The organism is Tepidiphilus sp. HLB4, from assembly GCF_054823945.1.
Genome location: NZ_JSYB01000011.1, coordinates 37,271 through 56,890 on the forward strand (window position 1 = coordinate 37,271; position 19,620 = coordinate 56,890).

The 19,620-nt window shown below is 66.7% G+C and carries 11 protein-coding genes and 1 tRNA gene; 5 read left to right on the top strand and 7 right to left on the bottom strand.

Features of this window, described 5'->3' with window-relative positions:
* Genes OA56_RS03055 through ppsR form a run of 4 tightly spaced genes read right to left on the bottom strand, consistent with a single transcriptional unit; the run spans position 1 to position 5,482 of the window.
* The gene (locus tag OA56_RS03055) at positions 1-969 is read right to left on the bottom strand and encodes an alpha/beta fold hydrolase (RefSeq protein ID WP_055422827.1); all 969 of its coding nucleotides are present in this window, start codon (positions 967-969) and stop codon (positions 1-3) included.
* Positions 966-3,401, bottom strand: coding sequence for a DNA internalization-related competence protein ComEC/Rec2 (locus OA56_RS03060; protein ID WP_055422826.1), 2,436 nt, complete (start codon positions 3,399-3,401; stop codon positions 966-968). The genes OA56_RS03055 and OA56_RS03060 overlap by 4 nt, the downstream gene beginning before the upstream one ends.
* 18 nt (positions 3,402-3,419) lie before the next feature.
* A complete protein-coding gene (locus tag OA56_RS03065; RefSeq protein ID WP_055422825.1) occupies positions 3,420-4,619 on the bottom strand; it encodes a DUF2863 family protein in 1,200 nt (399 codons plus the stop codon).
* A 23-nt stretch (positions 4,620-4,642) separates the two neighbouring features.
* A complete protein-coding gene (gene ppsR, locus OA56_RS03070) occupies positions 4,643-5,482 on the bottom strand; it encodes a posphoenolpyruvate synthetase regulatory kinase/phosphorylase PpsR (protein ID WP_055422824.1) in 840 nt (279 codons plus the stop codon).
* 101 nt (positions 5,483-5,583) lie between these two features.
* Here ppsR and ppsA point away from each other — a divergent pair, with 101 nt between their 5' ends.
* Entirely contained in the window at positions 5,584-7,965 is a 2,382-nt protein-coding gene (gene ppsA, locus OA56_RS03075; protein WP_141056218.1) for a phosphoenolpyruvate synthase, read from the top strand.
* A gap of 39 nt (positions 7,966-8,004) precedes the next feature.
* A tRNA-Arg gene (locus tag OA56_RS03080) sits at positions 8,005-8,081 on the top strand.
* 55 nt (positions 8,082-8,136) lie between these two features.
* On the opposite strand, the gene OA56_RS03085 is transcribed toward OA56_RS03080, so the two are convergent.
* The gene (locus OA56_RS03085; RefSeq protein ID WP_461583370.1) at positions 8,137-8,985 is read right to left on the bottom strand and encodes a tetratricopeptide repeat protein; all 849 of its coding nucleotides are present in this window, start codon (positions 8,983-8,985) and stop codon (positions 8,137-8,139) included.
* Positions 8,986-9,460: 475 nt separating this feature from the next.
* On the opposite strand from OA56_RS03085, the gene OA56_RS03090 reads away from it, so the two are divergent.
* From OA56_RS03090 to OA56_RS03100, 3 genes are all read left to right on the top strand, one after another.
* On the top strand, positions 9,461-10,771 hold the full coding sequence (locus OA56_RS03090; RefSeq protein WP_072247891.1) for an AmpG family muropeptide MFS transporter: 1,311 nt from the start codon (positions 9,461-9,463) through the stop codon (positions 10,769-10,771).
* Between the two features lie 146 nt (positions 10,772-10,917).
* The gene (locus OA56_RS03095; RefSeq protein WP_461583371.1) at positions 10,918-12,072 is read left to right on the top strand and encodes an exonuclease SbcCD subunit D; all 1,155 of its coding nucleotides are present in this window, start codon (positions 10,918-10,920) and stop codon (positions 12,070-12,072) included.
* The gene (locus OA56_RS03100) at positions 12,069-15,125 is read left to right on the top strand and encodes an AAA family ATPase (protein ID WP_461583372.1); all 3,057 of its coding nucleotides are present in this window, start codon (positions 12,069-12,071) and stop codon (positions 15,123-15,125) included. Before OA56_RS03095 ends, OA56_RS03100 begins: the two co-directional genes overlap by 4 nt.
* Before the next feature lie 39 nt (positions 15,126-15,164).
* On the opposite strand, the gene dnaE is transcribed toward OA56_RS03100, so the two are convergent.
* Both dnaE and OA56_RS03110 read right to left on the bottom strand, forming a co-directional pair.
* Positions 15,165-18,629 (bottom strand): DNA polymerase III subunit alpha, encoded by a 3,465-nt coding sequence (gene dnaE / locus OA56_RS03105; RefSeq protein ID WP_461583373.1) that lies wholly within the window; start codon positions 18,627-18,629, stop codon positions 15,165-15,167.
* Positions 18,629-19,612, bottom strand: coding sequence for a quinone oxidoreductase family protein (locus OA56_RS03110; protein ID WP_141056249.1), 984 nt, complete (start codon positions 19,610-19,612; stop codon positions 18,629-18,631). Before OA56_RS03110 ends, dnaE begins: the two co-directional genes overlap by 1 nt.
* Positions 19,613-19,620 lie beyond the last annotated feature (8 nt).

A 19,620-nucleotide genomic window follows, 5' to 3' on the forward strand; every position in this document is an offset into this window, starting at 1 on the left:
TCAGGGTGAGGAGCGATCGAGCAGGAAATCGCGCACGACGGCGATCTGCTGCGGGTCCATCAGCGCCGGAGCATGGCCGACGCCGGGGATCTCGACCAGCTTGGCGCACGGGCCGCGGCGGGTCATTTCCTCGGCGGTCTCGCGCGTGAGCAGATCCGATTCGGCGCCGCGCAGCACCAGGGTGGGACAGCGGATGGCGTCCCAGAGTGCCCAGAGGTCGACGTCGAGCGCCGGTTGCGTCTGGAAGGGGACGGCGATGCCGGGGTCGTAGCGCAGCACCCAGCGCCCGTCCACGTCCTGGCGCACCGAATGCAGGGTGAGGTGCCGCCATTGCGCGTCGGTGAGCGGTCCGAAGGGGGCGTGGATGCGCCGCAGGTAGGCTTCGGCCTCTTCCTGCGTGGCGAAGTGCGGTGTTTCGGCCACGTAGCGCCCGATGCGCTCGAGCGAGGCGGCCGAGAGCACGGGGCCGACGTCGTTGAGCACCAGTTTGTCGATCGGGCTCATGGGCTGGGCGGCGAGCGTCATGCCGATCAATCCCCCCATGGAGGTGCCGAGCCAATGCAGGGTCTTGGGGCGGATCTTGCCGAGCAAGGTGAAGAGGTCCGAGACGTAGAGCGGAATCGTGTAGTCGGTCTTGACCGTGAGCCAGTCGGAGAGCCCGCGTCCGACCACGTCGGGGCAGATCACGCGGTAGTGGGGTGCGAGCGCGCGGGCGAGCTCGTCGAAGTCGCGCCCGGTGCGCGTGAGGCCATGCACGCACAGCAGCACCTTGGGGTTGGTCGGATCGCCCCATTCGTAGTAGACCATGCGATGGATGCCGTGTGGACCGACGCACATGATGTGGTCGGTGCGCATCTCGGTGGGATGGCCGTCGTGGCGCGGCGCAGATTCGCCGGCGGAAGTGCGTGGCGTGGGGCGCGCGCCGGTAAGCCAGCGCTTGGCGCGTTCGATCCAATGAGCAAGATTCATGGGGATGGCTCCTCTTCTTCGCAGGAAGGGTCTTGCCATACAGAATACCAGTAGCGCCGCGTTTCTGCCCGGTGAGTTCGCACGCTCAAGCCCTCGGTCGCGAAGAAGGCCGTGACCGCGCCGTCGCGGTCGCTGCGCCACGCCTGCGCCCCGGCCCGCCGCCAGGCCGAGGCCACGCCGCAGTCCGGATGGTGAAAACGGTTGCGGTAACCAGCGGCGTAGACGACGTGGCGCGCGCCGGTGGCGGCGATCCACTTCGGCGAGGAGCTCGTTTTGCTGCCGTGGTGCCCGGCCACGACGAGCTCGGCGCGCAGCGCCTGCGCCGGCAGGGTGGCGAGCAGATGGCGTTCGCCGCGCTGCCCCAGGTCGCCCGGTACGATCGCCGCCCCGCCGGCCGCCTCCACGCGCAGCACGCAGGAGGCGTCGTTGTCCCCGCGCCCTTTCCAGGGGTCGGCAAGGTCGGGATGGAGGATGGCAAAGCGTACGCCGTCCCATTCCCAGCGATCGTCGCGGCTGCAGGGTAGTGCCAGCGGAGGCAGCGCCGCCAGGCGGGCTTCGTCCATGCCGCCGGCGCGCACGGAGGCTGCGGGCAGCGCCCGCGCGAGCGCGGGCCAACCGCCAATGTGGTCCTCGTCCGGATGCGAGAGGATCACGCGGTCGAGCCGGCGCACGCCCTGGGCACGCAGGTAGGGCAGAAGCACGCGGCTGCCGGCGTCGAACCCGCCTTGCCGGGGGCCGGTGTCGAAGACGAGGTCGTGCGCGGCGGTCTGCACGTGTACCGCGAGTCCCTGTCCGACGTCGAGCACCGTGAGGCGCGCCTCCCCCGGTCCCGGCCGCGGCGGCTGCCAGAAAAGGATCGAAGCGATTCCGACGAGACCGATCGATCGGGCCGGCGTGCCGCGCGGCAGCAGCATCCAGGCAATCGCAGCCGTGGCGGCGGGCACCAGCGGCCAGGGCGGATGCGGCAGGATCAACGTCGCGCCAGGCAGCGATGCGCACAAGCGCAGTACCGCCTCGAGCGCGGCCACGCTCGCATCGAACGCCACCACGAACAATCCGGCCGGGAAGGCGAGCACGAGCAGCGCGAGCGGCGTGACCACCCAGCTCACCCAAGGGATGGCCACCAGGTTGGCGAGGGTACCGAGCGCGGCGACGCTGCCGAACCAGCCGAGCACCACCGGCGCGAGCAGCAGCGTCAGGCGCCATTGCACTGTGACGAGTTTCCGACCGAAGGACAGCAGCGGACGGTACCACGGCAGGGTTTCTTCGGCGGCGTTTGCTTCGGCCGCGGTGTCTTGCGTCGCCGGCGCACCATAGACGATGAGCGCCCCCATGGCGAGGAAGGAAAGCCAAAACCCGGGCGCGCCCACCGCCCAGGGATCGAAGACGAGCACCGCCCACAGGCTCAGCATCAGCACCGTCCAGCCGGAGACGAAACGGCCGCTGAAGAGCGCGCCGGCTGCCGCCAGCAGCATCACCACGGCGCGTTGCGTCGGCACTTCCATGCCCGAGAGAAGCGCATAGGCGAGCGCCGCGAGCACGCCGGCGGCCAGCCCCGCCGGCCGTGCCGGCAAGATCAGCAGCCGGGCGGGATTGCGCCGCCACAGTGCCGCCGCCATGCCCCCGGCGAGCACCGCCACCAGCGTCACGTGCAAGCCGGAGATGCTCACCAGGTGGGCCGTGCCGGTGGCTGCGATCGTTTGCCAGGCTTCTTCGTCGAACCCCCGCATGTCGCCGATCGCCAGCGCCGCGAGCCATTCGCCATGGTGCGAACCCGTGCGTTCGAGCCGCTGCCGCGCCGCCTCGCGCCAGCGCTCGAGCGCCACCCGCGGCGTCCACACGGTGCCGGGCAGGGCCGTCGGCGCTGCCGTCACCCGTCCAGTGGCGCCGATGCCGCGGGAAAACCAGAAGAATTCGCGATCGAAGACGCCCGGATCGGCCAGACCGTGCGGCGGGCGCAGCTCGACCTGCAGCCGCCAGCGCGAACCGGGCTGCCACAAGGCGTCGGGCAAGGTGACGTCCTTGCGCGTCGTCGGCGCAAGCAGCCATAGGACGGAAGGCACTCCCGCCGGTGCGCGCTCGACGGCAAAGGCGAAAGAACGGCCGAAGCTCTGTTCCACCCCCAGGGCGCGCACGTAGCCCTCGACCACGAGCTCACGCTCGGCGAGCGCCTCCGGCAGGCGATCGGCCAGGCGCAGCGCGCTGCGCCAGCCACTCGAAGAAAAGGCGAGCAGCACGGCGGCAAGAAAGACGAGCCCATGCGTGGGAAGATCCGGCGCCTCGGGTGCCTTACGCCAGCGCCGCCATCCCGGGACGAAGGCGAGCGCTCCGCCAAGGAACAGGGCCGCGAACGCCCCTCGGCCCGGCAGCGCCGGCAGCAGGTGCAGCGCAATGCAGCCGAGCAGCCAGCCGGGCGCGAGCGTGACGATCACGGCTGGGCATCCCGCCGCTCAATGCAGGTAGCGCGGCCCCGACGGCGTGTGGCCGGTCGTGTCGCCCTCGTCTTCCTCTTGGGCGGGCAGCTCGGCGTGCACCAGCTCCCCCTCGGCATTGGGAAAGAGCGGAGCGCCACAGTCCTCGCAGAATTCGAGCGGCAGGGTACGGCGCAGCGTCACGACGTCCTGGATGCCCACCGCCTTGAGGGTTTCCTGGATCTGCCGCTGCGCCTCGGCCTCCGTCTCGTCGGCGCCGAGCAAGGGCCACGGCACACCGTGCACCACCTGGCCGCCGTGCTTGAGGGCGAGTCCGATGCGGTATTCGAATTCGCCCTGGCTCTCGCATGGCGCAATCACGGCGCGCAGATGGCTCGCGGCGATGTCGGCCTCGGCGGCGAGAAAGGCGATCGCGGCATGGATCGCAAAGGGGCGGGCATCGCGGTTCGCCTTGCGCGAGGCGGTGAAGTAGGCATCGGGCAATTCCGTTTCGGTGCCGCAGCCGGGCATGATCTGCGCGAGCACCGGCCCGGCCTGCTTGCGCCATTGGTCGAAGGCGAACTCGCGATCGCCCTCCGCTTCCTGCCAGGTGAAGATGGGACCCTCCTTGGGCGCGGCGGCGGCCACCAGCACGTAGCGGATGTCGGAGAGGAAGACGGCCGACTCGGGCAGCGCGTCGCGATCGACGGCATGGTCGCGCCCGGCGAGGGCATCCTTGCCCGCGGCCTGCAGCCAGCGCCGCGTGGCGACGAAGCCTTCGGGCAGCTGGTCTGGGCTGAAGAGGTAGTCGAAGAGGGCGAACTTCACCCCGGCGGCGAAGATGTGCGCGCCCAGATGCACGCGCAGGTTCTCGCGCACCGCCTGGGGAATGGGGCGGGCCGGGATCTGGAACCGCGACCAGGCGAGCACGGGCGCAGCCACGAGCACCAGGTCATGGCTCTTGTCGAAATCGGCCAGTGTCTCGGCCTCCGAGTCGAGCACGTCGCTCAGCTCCTCATAGGCCTGCAGCTCGCTCTGATAGAGATGATCGAGCGCGCGCTCGATCGCGGCTTCGTCTCCGGCTTCGAGCAGGGCGCGGACCGTCTCGCTGAGAAGACGTTCCCAATAGCGATCCTCGATGCGGCTGCCCGACTGGGCCAGCCCCTTGGCGAGCCAGCACAGGCGCTCGGCATCGCGCGGCAGGCCGCTCGGGCGGGAAATGCGGGTTTTCTTCTTCATGGCGTTGCTCCAAAAAACCCGTCTCACAGATCGGCGTATTTTTGCATCTTTTGCAGGTGCTGCATGATCACGGCGGCGATCTCCTCGATCGATTTGGTCGTCGAATCGATCCAGGGGATCCCTTCGCGGCGCATCAGCGCCAAGGCTTCTTCCACTTCCTTGCGGCAGTTCTCCAGTGACGCATAGACGCTGTTGGGGCGGCGCTCCTGGCGGATCTGGGCCAGGCGCTCGGGGGCGATCGTCAGCCCGAAGAGCTTGGCGCGATGGAGCTTGAGCGGCGCCGGCAGCGCCTTGCGCTCGAAATCCTCGGGAATGAGCGGGTAGTTGGCCGCCTTCACCGCGTATTGCATGGCCAGGTACAGACTCGTCGGCGTCTTTCCGGAGCGCGACACCCCGATGAGGATGATATTGGCGTCGTCGAGCGTGCCGTCCTGAATGATTCCGTCGTCGTGCGAGAGCGCGAAGTTGATCGCTTCGATCCGGCGCTGGTAGCTGCGGTTGTCGAGGATGCCGTGGAACCGCCCCACCGCGTGCGTGCTCGGCATGCCCAGCTCGCGCTCGAGCGGCCCGAGAAAGGTGCCGAAGAGATCGACGATGTGGGCTTCGGCCCGATGCAGCACCGCCACCACGGCGGGCTGTACCAGCGTGCTGAAGACGATGGGGCGCAGCCCCGTGCGTCGCTTCACCCGTTCAATGCGCTCGACGAGGTCGCTCGCTTTTTCCGGCGCATCGATGAAGGGCGCGCGCACCTCGTCGTAGTCGAACTCGGGGAATTGCGCGAGCAGACTGTGACCGAGCGTTTCGGCGGTGATGCCCGTGCCGTCGGAGACGTAGAATACGGTGCGTTTGGGGGTATCCGGCATGGCGGGGGGGCAGGCGCGAGCGGCGCTTTGCGCTTACCAAAATGGGGGAAAACCCTTAGAATACCATTTTTCCGTGCCTCACGAACTCAGGAAAGGCTGCGATGACTCGATATGTGATCCCGTTCAACGAGCTGCGCATGACCGACGTCGGCATCGTCGGCGGCAAAAACGCCTCACTCGGCGAGATGATCAGCCAACTGCCCGCGGACGTGCGCGTGCCGGGCGGTTTCGCTACCACCGCCGAGGCCTACCGCCTGTTCCTCGCGCAAAATGGCCTGGCGCAGCGCATCCATGAGGCGCTCGAGGCGCTCGACGTCGATGACGTCAACGCCCTCGCCAAGACGGGCGCCGAGATCCGCCGCTGGATCATGGAGACGCCTTTCCCGCCCGAGTTCGAAACCCAGATCCGCCAAGCCTACGCCGAGCTCGTCGCCCGCGAAGGCGAGGGGGCGAGTTTTGCCGTGCGCTCCTCGGCCACGGCCGAAGACCTGCCCGATGCCTCCTTCGCCGGCCAGCAGGAAACCTTGCTCAACGTCTCGGGCATCGAGAACATCCTGCACGCCATCAAGGAAGTCTTCGCCTCGCTCTACAACGACCGGGCGATCGCCTACCGCGTGCACAAGGGTTTCCGCCACGCCGAAGTGGCGCTCTCGGCCGGCGTGCAGCGCATGGTGCGCTCCGACGTGGGCGCTTCCGGCGTGATGTTTACCATCGACACCGAATCCGGTTTCCGCGACGTCGTCTTCATCACCGCCTCCTACGGTCTGGGCGAGATGGTGGTGCAAGGGGCGGTCAACCCCGACGAATTCTACGTCCACAAACCCACCCTGATGCAGGGCAAGCCCTCCATCATCCGCCGCAATCTCGGCTCCAAGCTCATCAAGATGGTCTTCGGCGAGCCCGGCGAGGGGGTGCGCGTCAAGGTGGTCGACGTGCCCGAGGCCGATCGCAACCGCTTCTGCCTCGAAGACGCCGACATCCTCGAACTCGCTCGCTACGCGGTCATCATCGAACGCCACTATGGCCGTCCCATGGACATCGAATGGGGCAAGGACGGCATCGACGGCAAGATCTACATCCTGCAGGCGCGCCCCGAGACGGTGAAGTCGCAGGAAAGCGGCCGCGTGATGGAGAAATACCGCCTCAAGCAGCACGGCAAGGCGCTGGTGCATGGGCGCGCCATCGGGCAGAAAGTCGGCGTGGGGCCGGTGCGCATCGTCACCGATCCCAGCCAGATGGAGCGCGTGCAACCCGGCGACGTGCTCGTCACCGACATGACCGACCCCAACTGGGAGCCGGTGATGAAGCGCGCCGCGGCCATCGTCACCAATCGCGGCGGACGCACCTGCCACGCGGCCATCATCGCCCGTGAATTGGGGATCCCGGCCATCGTCGGCTGCGGCAACGCCACCGAAGTGCTGCAAGAAGGGGAAGTGGTCACGGTCTCCTGCGCCGAAGGGGATACCGGCTACGTCTATCGCGGCAAGCTCGACTTCGAAGTACAACGCACCGACCTCGGAACGCTGCCCGAGCTACCGGTGAAGATCATGATGAACGTGGGTAATCCGGAGCTCGCCTTCGAGTTCGCCCAGATCCCCAACGCCGGCGTGGGTCTTGCCCGGGTGGAGTTCGTCATCAACAACGTCATCGGAGTTCATCCGCGCGCCATTCTCGAATTCGACCAGATCTCGGCCAAACTGCGTGAGGAAATCTCGCGCCGCGCCCGTGGCTACGCCAGCCCGCGCGCTTTCTACGTGGAAAAGCTCGCCGAAGGCATTGCCACCATCGCCGCCGCCTTCTATCCCCAGCCGGTGATCGTGCGCCTGTCCGATTTCAAATCGAACGAATACCGCAAGCTCCTGGGCGGTGAGATCTACGAGCCCGAGGAAGAAAACCCCATGCTGGGCTTTCGCGGCGCGGCGCGCTACATCGCGCCGAGCTTCCGCGAGTGCTTCGAGATGGAATGCGAGGCCGTGAAGAAGGTGCGCGACGTCATGGGGCTCACCAACGTCAAGGTGATGATCCCCTTCGTGCGCACGGTGGGCGAAGCCGAGCGCGTGGTCAAACTCCTTGCGGCCAACGAGCTCGAGCGCGGCAAGAACGGGCTCGAGCTCATCATGATGTGCGAGATCCCCTCGAACGCGCTGCTCGCCGAAGCCTTCCTCGAGCACTTCGACGGCTTCTCCATCGGCTCGAACGACCTCACCCAGCTCACCCTGGGGCTGGACCGTGATTCGGGACTGGTGGCCGAATCCTTCGACGAGCGCGATCCGGCGGTGAAAGTCCTGCTCGGCATGGCGATCGACGCCTGCAACAAGCTCGGCAAATACGTCGGCATCTGCGGCCAGGGCCCGTCGGACCACCCCGATCTGGCCGAATGGCTGATGGAGCGCGGTATCCAGACGATCTCGCTCAACCCCGACACCGTCATCGACACCTGGCTTCAGCTCGCCGAGCGCCTGCGCGAGCGAAAGGGTGCTTGACACCTGGCGGAGAATAGCTATAATTTCAATCTCTGTTGCGCGCCCGTAGCTCAGTTGGATAGAGTACCTGGCTACGAACCAGGGGGTCGTGGGTTCGAATCCTGCCGGGCGCGCCAAGAACCGGAACCCGGAGCCGCTGGTGCGGCTTCGGGTTTTTTTATCGGTGTCGAGTCAATACAGCACGCTTGCCAGCTTGCGCCGATACTCGGCCACGAGCGGATCGTCTCCCAGCAGCTCGAACACGGAAAGCAGCGCCTTGCGCGCCGCCTCGTCGTTCCAGCGTCGGTCGCGACGGATCATCGCCAGCAGCTCATCCATCCCTTCCGCGTAATGTCCCGCCGCCACCAGCTGTTTGGCCAGCCGCAGGCGCGCTTCCATGTCGTCGGGGTTGCGGGCGAGCCGTTCGCGCAGCGCCCTTTCGTCTTCCGTCGCCGCGCGGGCGAATTCCAGCCGTGTGACGAGCCGTTTGGTCGCCTCGTCGAGTCGCCCAGCAGCAGAGATGGCGTCGATCTGCGCTTGGGCTTCTTCGAGCCGTCCGAGCTCGATCAGCACCTCTGCCAAGGCGCGTTTGACTTCATCGTCGTCTGGTGCGAGTGCTGCTGCGGCTTCCAGGCGCTGCAGGGCAGCAGTCAAGTCGCCGCGTCTGCGTAGTTGCTGTGCCTCGCGCAATAGATCGTCGGCCGGCGAGGGGAGCAACCGCTCGATGAAGTCTCGTACCGCCCGCTCCGGCAGCGCTCCGGTGAATTCGTCGACCACCTCGCCATGGCGGAATGCCTTGACGTTGGGGATGCCGCGCACGCCGTAGCGGGTGGCGAGCGCCGGGTTCTCGTCCGAATTCACCTTGGCGAGCAGGAAGCGGCCGCCGTATTCTTCGGACAGCTTTTCCAGGATGGGCTTGAGCACCCGGCACGGTCCGCACCAGGGCGCCCAGAAGTCGACCAAGACGGGAACCTCGTGCGAGCGCTCGAGTACGAGAGAGGGAAAAGTGCGTTCGTCGACGTCAAAAGAAAATTGACTCATCGTTTCCTTTCCTGATTTTCGACAAGGGACGACTGGGAGAGCCCATTCAGCGTAAGATATGAGGATAAGGCCTGGCCGCGACAAGGATGAAAACGAAGGCAAAGGCGCAGAGCACGCCAAGATCCCTCCCTGGTCCGAAGACACTGGAAACGCCGGGCAACCCGGAAGGGGGCCTGATGGGGGGGGAATCATCGCCTTGCCAAGGGTTTTAGTTGATTTTAGCCCCCATTGCAACCTCAACGTCAAGATTTTCGTTTGGGCGAAACAATGAGTTTTATAATCTCGATGCCGCGCTCGCGTTCGTCGTGGTGGTCATGCTCTTCGGCCAGGTTACGCGAGTGACGATTTTCGTCGGACCGGCGTGGATTGCCCCGGTCGTGACGGCTTATCATGCTTTTGGTCTTCAAAGGGAAAACGTCGGCTTGCCATCGAGGCCAATTCTTGAAAGAGGCTTCCGATTGCCGAGAAAATGACCATGCCTGCCTGGCTTGCCCCGCTTCTCACCCGCAAGATGCTGATCTGCATCTTTACCGGTTTTGCCTCTGGGCTGCCGCTCTACCTCCTCATCAACCTGCTGCCCGCCTGGCTGCGCAGCGAAGGCGTCGACCTGAAGACCATCGGCTTCTTCGCCCTGATCCAGTTTCCCTACACCTGGAAATTCCTCTGGTCGCCTCTGCTCGACCGTTTCGCGCCGCCGCTCGGCCGGCGGCGTGGCTGGATGCTGATCACCCAGATCGGCCTTTTATTTTGCATCGGCGGCTTGGGCGGTTTCGATCCGCGGACGCACATTTTCGCCATTTCCTGCCTCGCCGCGCTGCTGGCGTTCTGTTCCGCCACCCAGGACGTGGCGCTCGACGCCTTTCGCCGCGAACTGCTCGCCGAGAGGGAACTGGGCCTGGGCAATGCCGTGCATGTCAATGCCTACCGGCTCGCCGGCCTCGTTCCCGGTTCGCTTTCGCTGATCCTCGCCGACCGTCTGCCGTGGAACATGGTCTTCTGGATCACGGCGCTGTTCATCCTGCCGGGCATGGCGATGGCGCTCTTCATCCGCGAACCGGTCGTCGTCGACCGGCCGCGCACCCTGCGGGCGGCCTGCATCGAACCCTGGCAGGAATTCATCGGCCGACGCGGCTGGCGCGATGCCTTCTGGATCCTGGCTTTTCTGTTTTTCTACAAATTGGGCGACTCGCTCGCCACCGCCTTGTCGACGCCGTTCTACCTGGACATGGGCTACGGCAAGACCGACATCGGCCTGATCGCCAAACACGCCGGTCTGTGGCCGGCCATTCTCGGCGGCTTGGCGGGTGGCCTGTGGATGGTGCGCATCGGCATCAACCGCGCCTTGTGGCTCTTCGGCCTGGTGCAGATGTTCGCCATTCTCGGTTTTGCCTGGCTGGCCTGGCTCGGCCCTTTTTCGCACGTCGGCACCTTCGAGCGCGCTGCACTGGCCGGCGTGATTTCCGTCGAATATCTGGGCGTCGGACTGGGGACGGCGGCCTTTACCGCCTTCATCGCGCGCACCACCCATCCGGCTTACACCGCCACGCAGTTCGCGCTCTTCACGAGTCTCGCCGCCGTGCCGCGCACTGTGATCAATGCCTTTGCCGGCGTACTCGCCGAACGGCTGGGCTGGATGAATTTCTTTTTCTGCTGCGTGGCGCTGGCCGTGCCGGGCATGCTTTTGCTCAAATGGATCGCGCCCTGGAACGGGGAAAGATGGGGCGACTCGGAGCGCCGGCTCGATCCGTCTGGCGGCATCGGCACGATGCCACTGCGGTCGAGGTAGCGGGTAGTCTGGTTCGTCCGCTCTCGAGGGATCCGGGGGATATAATGGATCGATCAGAGGCTGGACAAGCACCTGCCCGGGCGATGGCCTTATCGTAGCATTGGGGCATTGCCGCGGTTCGGACGGGAAAATCTTCCGGAGGGGACATGAGGATCCTGCACACTGCCGACTGGCATCTCGGCCGCGTCTATCACGGCGTCTCACTCCTGGAAGACCAGGCGCACGTGCTCGATCAGCTGGTCGGGCTCGTGCGTTCGGAGCGCCCGGATGTGGTGCTGATCGCCGGCGACGTCTACGACCGCTCGGTCCCGCCGGCCGAGGCCGTTCGCCTGCTCGACGAGACGCTCACCCGGATCGTGGTGGGCGAGCGCACGCCCGTTCTGCTCATCGCCGGCAACCATGACAGTCCCGATCGGCTCGGCTTTGGTGCGCGTCTTCTGGCCGAAGCCGGGCTCACGGTCCGGGGGCTTGCGACCGCCGACGTCTCTCCCGTGCTGCTGCGAGACCGTTACGGCGAGGTCGCTTTCTATCCATTGCCCTACGCCGAGCCCCCTTTGGTGCGTCAGTGCCTGGAGGACGAGTCGATTGCGGACCACCACGCGGCGATGAAGGCTCAGGTCGAACGCATTCGACGGCTCCACGATCAAAGTCGCCGTTCGGTGCTCATCGCCCACGCCTTCGTGCAGGGTGGGACGGCGAGCGAATCCGAACGCCCTCTGTCGGTTGGCGGGACCGGTCTCGTCGGGGCGGAGGTATTCGAGGGATTCCATTTCGTGGCGCTCGGCCATCTGCATCGCCCCCAGAGCCTGGCCGGTGGTCGCATCGACTATGCCGGTTCGCCCTTGAAATATTCTTTTGCCGAGGTCGGCCACGACAAGAGCGTTTCGCTGGTCGAGCTCGACGGACAGGGCTGCGTGCGTCTCGAACGCCTGCGGCTCACTCCGCGTCGGGACCTGCGCATCCTCAGCGGCAGCCTGGACGAGATTTTGGCCGCCGCCGGAGACGATCCCGGCCGGGACGACTACGTCCTTGCCCGGCTCACGGACACGAGTGCGCTCCTCGATGCGATGGGAAAACTGCGCACGGCCTACCCCAATGCGCTCGCCATCGAGCGTCCGCAGTTTGCCGGAGCGGGAGCTGGGCTCGAAGCGGGCACCGATCACCGCAAAGTCGGGCTGGACGAACTCTTCGAGGCTTTCTACCGCGAGATGACGGGGCGCGCGCTCGATGAATCCGCCAGGCGCCTGCTGCATACCGAGATCTCTGCCCTGTCCCAGCAGGAACGGGAGGTGGCCCCATGAGACCGATCCGCCTGATCCTGAGCGCCTTCGGCCCCTTTGCCCAACGCGAGGAGATCGACTTCACGCGCCTGCCGCCGGATGCGCTCTTTCTGATCCACGGCCCTACGGGGGCAGGAAAGACTTCGATCCTCGATGGTATCTGCTACGCGCTCTATGGCGAGACCTCCGGCAGCGAGCGGAGCGCCAAGGAGATGCGCAGCCATCATGCCGCGGACGATGCGCTCACCGAAGTCGAGTTCGAGTTCGGTCTGGGACGCAGGCGCTATCGCGTCAAGCGTTCGCCAGAGCAGGAACGCGCCGCCCTGCGGGGCAAGAAGGATCAGCGGGTCAGGATTCCGGCCAGGGCCGAACTGCAGGTGTGGGATGGCGATGGCTGGAAGCCTCTCGTCAGCAAGGCGACGGAGGTCACGCAACGCCTCGTCGCGCTCCTCGGTTTCGAAGCCGACCAGTTCCGCCAGGTCATTCTGCTGCCGCAAGGGCAATTCCGCAAACTCTTGGCGGCCGACTCCAAGGAGCGGGAGCAGATTCTGGAGACGCTCTTCGCCACCGAAACCTGCAAGCGCTTGCAGGAACGGCTCAAAGCGGCGGCGAATGCTCTTGAGCGTCAGGCCGAAGAAGCCAAGGCACGAAAAAAGACGCTGCTCGAACAAGCCGGGGTGGAGTCAGAAGAAGCGCTCCGCGCCCGGATCGAGGAAGCGACGGCACAGCGCTCGAGCCTGGCGGAGGAAGAACGACGTCGCCGCGCTGAAGAGAAGGACGCCACCGCCGCGCTCGCGGCTGCTGAAGCTCTGGCGCGGCAATTCGAGGAGCGAGACCGCGCTCGCGCCGCCTTGGACGGGCTGAGCGCTGCTGCCGCCGCGATCGCAACCCGACGCCGCGAGCTGGATGTCGCTTCTCGGGCCCAGCTCGTCCTTGCGGCCCATGCGAACTTCGAGGACGCCGCTGCGCAACGGCAGCGGCTCGCCCAGCAGTTGGCGCAGGCCGAGGGCGAGGTCGAAGCCACCGCCCGCCAGCGCGAATCGGCCGAATCTCGGTTGCAGGAAGAACGCGCGCGAGCGCCCGAACGGGAACGGGCCATTCGCGAGCTCGAGCGGCTCGAAGGCTTGCGCGAGGCCGTGCGCACGTTCGACGAGGCGCGGCGGGAAGCAGAGAAGCTCTCCCGCTCGGCCGAAGCGGCAGAGGCCGAACTCGCGCGCCTGCAAGGAGAATCCAAAACCCTCACCGAGCAGCGTGCACGGCTGCAGCAGGCGATCGAGGCGGATACTCCCCTGGCTGGGCGGGTCGAGGCGCTGCGGCGCGATCTCGCCCAACAGGAACGACTCATCCGCTCGCTGCAGCAACTCGATCAGGCCAAAGCGGCCCTGGCCGCGCACCGCGACGAAGAAACCAAATGCCGCCAAGCCTTGGAGGCCGCGCAGACCGGGCGGGATGCCGCTCGGGTGCGTAAGGAGGATTTGGAAGCGCGCTGGCGCAGTGGCCAAGCCGCCGTGCTCGCCCTGCACCTGAGCGAAGGTGCTCCGTGTCCCGTTTGCGGCAGTCTGGAGCATCCTGCCCCGGCGACGGCGGGCGAGGCCGTGCCGAGCGAGGAAGAACTGAATGCGGCCGCCAAGGCCCTGCAGCAGGCCGAATCCGCCTTGGAAAGCGTTCGTGCCAAGCATCAGGCCGTTCTGGGTCGGATCGCAGGGGCCGAATCCGTAGTTTCAACCTTGGAGGCGGGACTGCCGCCCGATCCCCCCAGCCTCGAGCAGGCCAAAGCGCGCCTGGTCGACCTCGAACGTGACCTGGCGAGAGCGCTCGAAGCGACCAAACGGCTCGATGCAGCCAAGGCCGAGTTCCAAGCTTGCGAGCAGCGGCTCGCCGCGCTCGGTCCTGCGCTGGAGCAGACGCGCAGCCGCACCGAAACCTTCAAGATCCAAGCCGCGGCGGCTGCGGCCCAAGTCCGCGAACGTTCCGACCGAATTCCGGAACCTCTGCGCGACGTACGCACGCTCGAGCAGGCGATCGACGCTGTCCGCAAGCAAGCGGATACGCTCGCCGCCCGGCTCAAAGCGGCCGAGGAAGCGCATCAGCAGGCGAGTACCGCGCACGCGGCTGCGGGTTCGAAGCGGCAGGAGCGCGCCGAAGCGCTCGATGCCGCCTCGGTGCGCCTCGCCCAGTCCCACGCCGTCTTCCTCAAGGCCCTGCAGGAACAGGGTTTCGCGGACGAAGCCGCTTTCCGCGAGGCCATGCGTTCCCCCGAAGAAATTGCCGTCTTGCGCACCGAGATCCAGTCCTACGACGAATCCGTGGCGGCAGCCAAGGAACGCCTGCAGCGCGCCGAAAACCAGGTCGCCGGAAAAACGCCACCGAATCTCGCCGCGCTCAAAGCCGCCCAGGAAGAGGTCCGGCGCGCCGTCGAGCAGCTTGTTGCCCAGCAGCAGAGTCTCGAAGAGCGTATCGGGCAGGACCGCAGGACGTGCGAAGTGCTCGCGGCCATCGGGCAGGAGCTGGGGGAGATTGAGTCGCGCTACGAAGTGATGGGGCACCTCGCCGGTATCGCCAACGGGGACAATGGCAAGAAGCTCACCTTCCAGCGGTTCGTGCTCGCGGCACTGCTCGATGACGTGCTGCGTCAAGCCTCCCTGCGCTTGCGCACCATGAGCCGCGGCCGCTACAGCCTGCAGCGGCGCGAGGACGTGGCCGATGCGCGCAGGGCCTCCGGCCTCGATCTCGAAGTCTTCGACGAATACACCGGTCGATCCCGGCCGGCCAGCACGCTTTCGGGCGGCGAGAGCTTCATGGCCGCCCTCTCGCTCGCACTGGGGCTATCGGACGTCGTGCAAGCCTACGCGGGCGGCATCCAGCTCGACACCCTCTTCATCGACGAAGGCTTCGGCAGTCTCGATCCCGAGTCGCTCGACATGGCGATGAAAGCCTTGAGCGAGCTGCGGCAGAAGGGACGAATGGTCGGCATCATCTCCCACGTCGACGAGCTCAAACGCCAGATCGACGTCGGCATCGAGGTGATCCCGGGGAGAAGCGGCAGCCAAGTCCAGGTCGGAGCGGTGGGGTGATACCGAGCGATTCATCCGCTGAACATGGGATGACGTTTTTTAGGCGTAACGCACCTCGACGCGCTCCACCCCCGGAATCGCGCGCAGGGCGGCGAGTAAGCTCTCCTGCGGGTGCAGGGTCCAGACGGAGGGGAGGCGCAGCGTCCCTTCGGTGCCGTCGAGGCGCAGGGTGAGCGCGAGCGGCAGCCTGCCGCCGAGATGCGGACGCAGTGCGGATTCCAGCTCGGCGGTGAATTCCGGCGTGGTGCGTTCGAGCGCCACGGTGAGGGCGAGCGCCCGGGCGCGTTCTTCCCGCAGCTGCGCGAGCGTGGCGAAGCGCTCGGCCACCACCCGCAAGCCCCCCGAGTAGTCATCGGGGCTTACTTTCACCTCGGCGAAGAGCGGCTCGTCGAGCACGATGGCGTGGCGCCACGCCTCGTAGACCTCGCTGTAGGCGAGCACCTCGACCTGGGCCGTGCCGTCGTCGAACTCGACGAAGGCCATCTTGCCGCGGTTGCCCATCTTGGTGCGCAGGTTGGTGGCCACCCCGGCGATCCACACCGGATCCCAACCGGGTTCGAGGCTGGCAAGTGGCTTCGAGACCAGACGGCGCACCTCCTCGGCCCAGGCATGGAAGGGGTGCCCCGAGAGGAAGAATCCGAGGGCGCTCTTCTCTTCCTTGAGCCGTTCGCGCTCGGTCCAGGGGCGCACGGCGGCAAAGGCCGGCTGCATCGCTTCGGCCTGGGGGAGATCGTCGAAGAGTCCCGCCTGCAGGACGTTCGCCTGCGCCTGCTCGGCCGCTTCCAGCGCGAGCCCGACGGTGGCGAGCAGCTGCGCCCGGTCGCGTCCGGCATGTCCCGGCAGGGTGTCCAGCGCCCCGGCGCGCACCAGGGCTTCGAGCACGCGGCGATTGACCGCTCGCCGGTCGATGCGTGCGCACAGCTCGAAGAGATCACGGAAGGGGCCGTTGCGCTCACGCTCGGCGACGATGGCTTCGGCCGCCGGCCGGCCCACCCCCTTGATCGCGCCCAGACCGTAGCGGATGGTGCCCGAGTCGACCGGTTCGAAACGGTAGGCGGAGGCGTTGACGTCCGGCGGCAGGATCTCGAGGCCGTTGGCGCGCGCGTCTTCGACGAAGATCTTGACGCTGTCGGTGTCGTCCATGTCGGAGGACAGCGTCGCGGCCATGAAGGCGGCGCAGTGGTGCGCTTTCAGCCAGGCGGTCTGGTAGGTGACCACGGCGTAGGCGGCGGTGTGTGACTTGTTGAATCCGTACTCGGCGAATTTCTCCATCAGGTCGAAGAGGCGCATGGCGAGCGCCTCGTCGTAGCCTTTCTTGCGCGCCCCCTCGCGGAAGATCTCGCGGTGCTTGGCCATCTCCTCGGGCTTTTTCTTGCCCATCGCCCGGCGCAGCAGGTCGGCCCCGCCCAAGGTGTAGCCGCCGATGATCTGCGAGATCTGCATCACCTGCTCTTGATAGACGATGACGCCGTAGGTGGGTTCGAGGCAGGGCTTGAGGTCGTCGTGGAAATAGTCGATGGCCTGCTCGCCTTTCTTCCTCAGGATGAAGTCGTCGACCATGCCCGACCCCAGGGGGCCGGGGCGGTAGAGGGCGAGCACGGCGATGATGTCTTCGAAGCGGTCGGGCTGGAGCTTCTTGAGGAGCTTCTTCATCCCCTCCGATTCGAGCTGGAAGACGGCGGTGGTGTTCGCCTCTTTCAGAATCTGGTAGGTGGCCGGATCCTCGTAGCCCAGGGTTTCGAGTTTGGGGCGACTGCCGGTGAGTCGCTCGACGTAGTCGAGGGCGAGGTCGATGATGGTGAGGTTGCGCAGCCCCAGGAAGTCGAATTTCACCAGACCGATCGCTTCCACGTCGTCCTTGTCGAACTGCGACACGGGCACGGCGTCCTCGCCGTCGGCCAGATACAGGGGACAATAGTCGGTGAGCTTGCCCGGGGCGATGAGCACGCCGCCGGCGTGCATGCCCACGTTGCGCGCCAGTCCCTCGAGCGGGCGGGCGAGCTGCCACAGCTGCTGGATCGCCTCGCCGTCGTTGGCGTCTTCCATCAGCTCGCGCAGCTGCGGTTCGAGCTCGAGCGCCTTGTCGAGCGACACCGGTTTGACACCCTCGAGCGGGATGAGCTTGGAGAGGCGGTCGCACAGGCCATAGGGCAAGTCGAGTACGCGCCCCACGTCGCGCACCACGGCTTTGGAGGCCATGGTGCCGAAGGTGGCGATCTGGCTCACCGCGTCGTGCCCATAACGATCGCGCACGTACTCGATCACTCGGTAGCGCCGATCCTGGCAGAAGTCGACGTCGAAGTCGGGCATGGATACCCGCTCGGGGTTGAGGAAGCGCTCGAAGAGGAGCGCATAGCGCAGGGGGTCGAGGTCGGTGATGCGTAGGCTGTAGGCGACGAGCGAGCCTGCGCCCGAACCGCGTCCCGGGCCGACGGGCACGCCGTTTTCCTTGGCCCAGTTGATGAAGTCGGCCACGATGAGGAAGTAGCCGGAAAAGCCCATCTGGACGATGGTTCCGGTCTCGAAGGCGAGCCGCTCTTCGTAGCGCGGGCGCTGGCGTTCGCGCTCGGCCTCGATCGGGTAGAGTTCGCGCAGACGCACTTCCAGCCCTTCCTTGGCGCGCTCGACGAGGTAGTCGTCCAGCGTCACGCCCGGTGGCGTGGGGAAGGGCGGCAGGAAATTCTTGCCCAGCGTGATGGAGAGCGAGGCGCGCCGCGCGATCTCGCCGGCGTTCTCCAACGCCTCGGGCAGGTCGGCGAAGCGCTCGGCCATCTCGGCGCGGCTGAGGAAGTACTGCTCGGCGGTAAAGGGCTTGGGGCGCCGGGGGTCGGCGAGCACCGTGCCCTGGGCGATGCACACGCGCGCCTCGTGCGCCTCGAAATCCTCTGGGCGCATGAATTGGATGGGGTGCGTGGCCACCACCGGCAACCCCAGGCGGGCGGCGAGCCCGACTGCGGCTTCCACGTAGAGCTCGGTGTCTGGCTGCCCGGCGCGCTGCAGCTCGAGGTAGAAGGCGTCGGGGAAGACCTCGGCCCAGCGCCGCGCCGCCGCTTCGGCTTCCTCTTCTTTTTGGGCGAGCAGCAAGCGCCCCGGTTCGCCCTCCATCGCCCCGGAGAGGGCGATGAGGCCGCTGCAGGATTCCCGTTCGAGCCAAGCCGGGTGGATCTCGGCGCGGCCGCGGTACTGGTTCTCGAGATAGGCGCGACTGAGGAGCTCGCACAGTTGGCGATAGCCTTCGCGGTGGCGGGCAATGAGCAGCATCCGCCAGGGGTGGGCGCGGTCCTCTTCGTTGCTGATCCAGACGTCCACGCCGATCACCGGCTTGATGCCCTTGGCGCGCGCGGCCTTGTAGAACTTGACCATGCCGAAGAGGTTCATCGCATCCGAGATGCCCAGGGCGGGCATGCCGTCGGCGGCGGCCGCGGCGACGGCATCCGTGAGGGTGCAGATGCCGTCGGTGAGCGAGTATTCCGAGTGCAGGCGCAGATGGACGTAGGGCGTCATCAGGGCAGCAGAAGGGTGGCGCCGATGGTGCGGCGCGATTCGAGCGCGCGGTGGGCCTCGGCCGCCTGGCTGAGCGGAAAACGCTGGCCGATTTTGACGTCGAGCCAGCCTTGACGGATCGCCGCGAAGAGCTCTTCGGCCATGGCGAGCAGATCCTCGCGCCGGGCGATGTAGGTGAAGAGCGTCGGGCGCGTGAGGAAGAGCGAACCCTTCTGCGCGAGAAGCCCGATGTCGAAAGGCTCGACCTTGCCCGAGGCGTTGCCGAAGGAGACCATCAGCCCCAGGGGGCGGAGCGAATCGAGCGAGCCGAGGAAGGTGGCGCGGCCCACCGAGTCGTAGACCACGTCGACGCCTCGTCCGTTGGTGAGCGCACGGGTGCGCTCGGTGAAATTCTCCCGCGTATAGACGATGACGTGATCGGCGCCGTGCGCGCGCACGAGTTCGGCTTTTTCATCGTTGCCTGCGGTGGCGATCACCGTGGCGCCGAGCTGTTTGGCCCATTGCACGAGCAGCAGTCCCACACCGCCGGCAGCGGCGTGGATGAGCACCGTGTCGCCCGGCTGCACGCGGTGGGTGCGGCGTACCAAACACTGCGCCGTCAGGCCTTTCAGCATCACCGCGGCGGCGGTCTCAAAGGAAATGTCGTCGGGCAGGCGCACGGCGCGCTCGGCCGGGAAGTTGCGTACTTCGCTGTAGGCGCCTACGGGTGAGAGAGCCCCGCCGCAGTAGGCGACGCGATCGCCCGGGCGAAATTCGGTCACGCCAGGGCCGACGGCCTCGACCACGCCGGCCCCTTCCTGACCCAACCCCGACGGGAGGGCGACGGGATAGAGGCCGGTGCGGTGGTAGGTGTCGATGAAATTCACCCCGATCGCCTGGTGGCGGATGCGGAGTTCGCCCGGACCGGGATCGGGCAGATCTACCGTCTCCCAGCGCAGGACTTCGGGGCCGCCGTGGGCGGAGAAACGGATCGCGTGCGTCAGCATGGCCT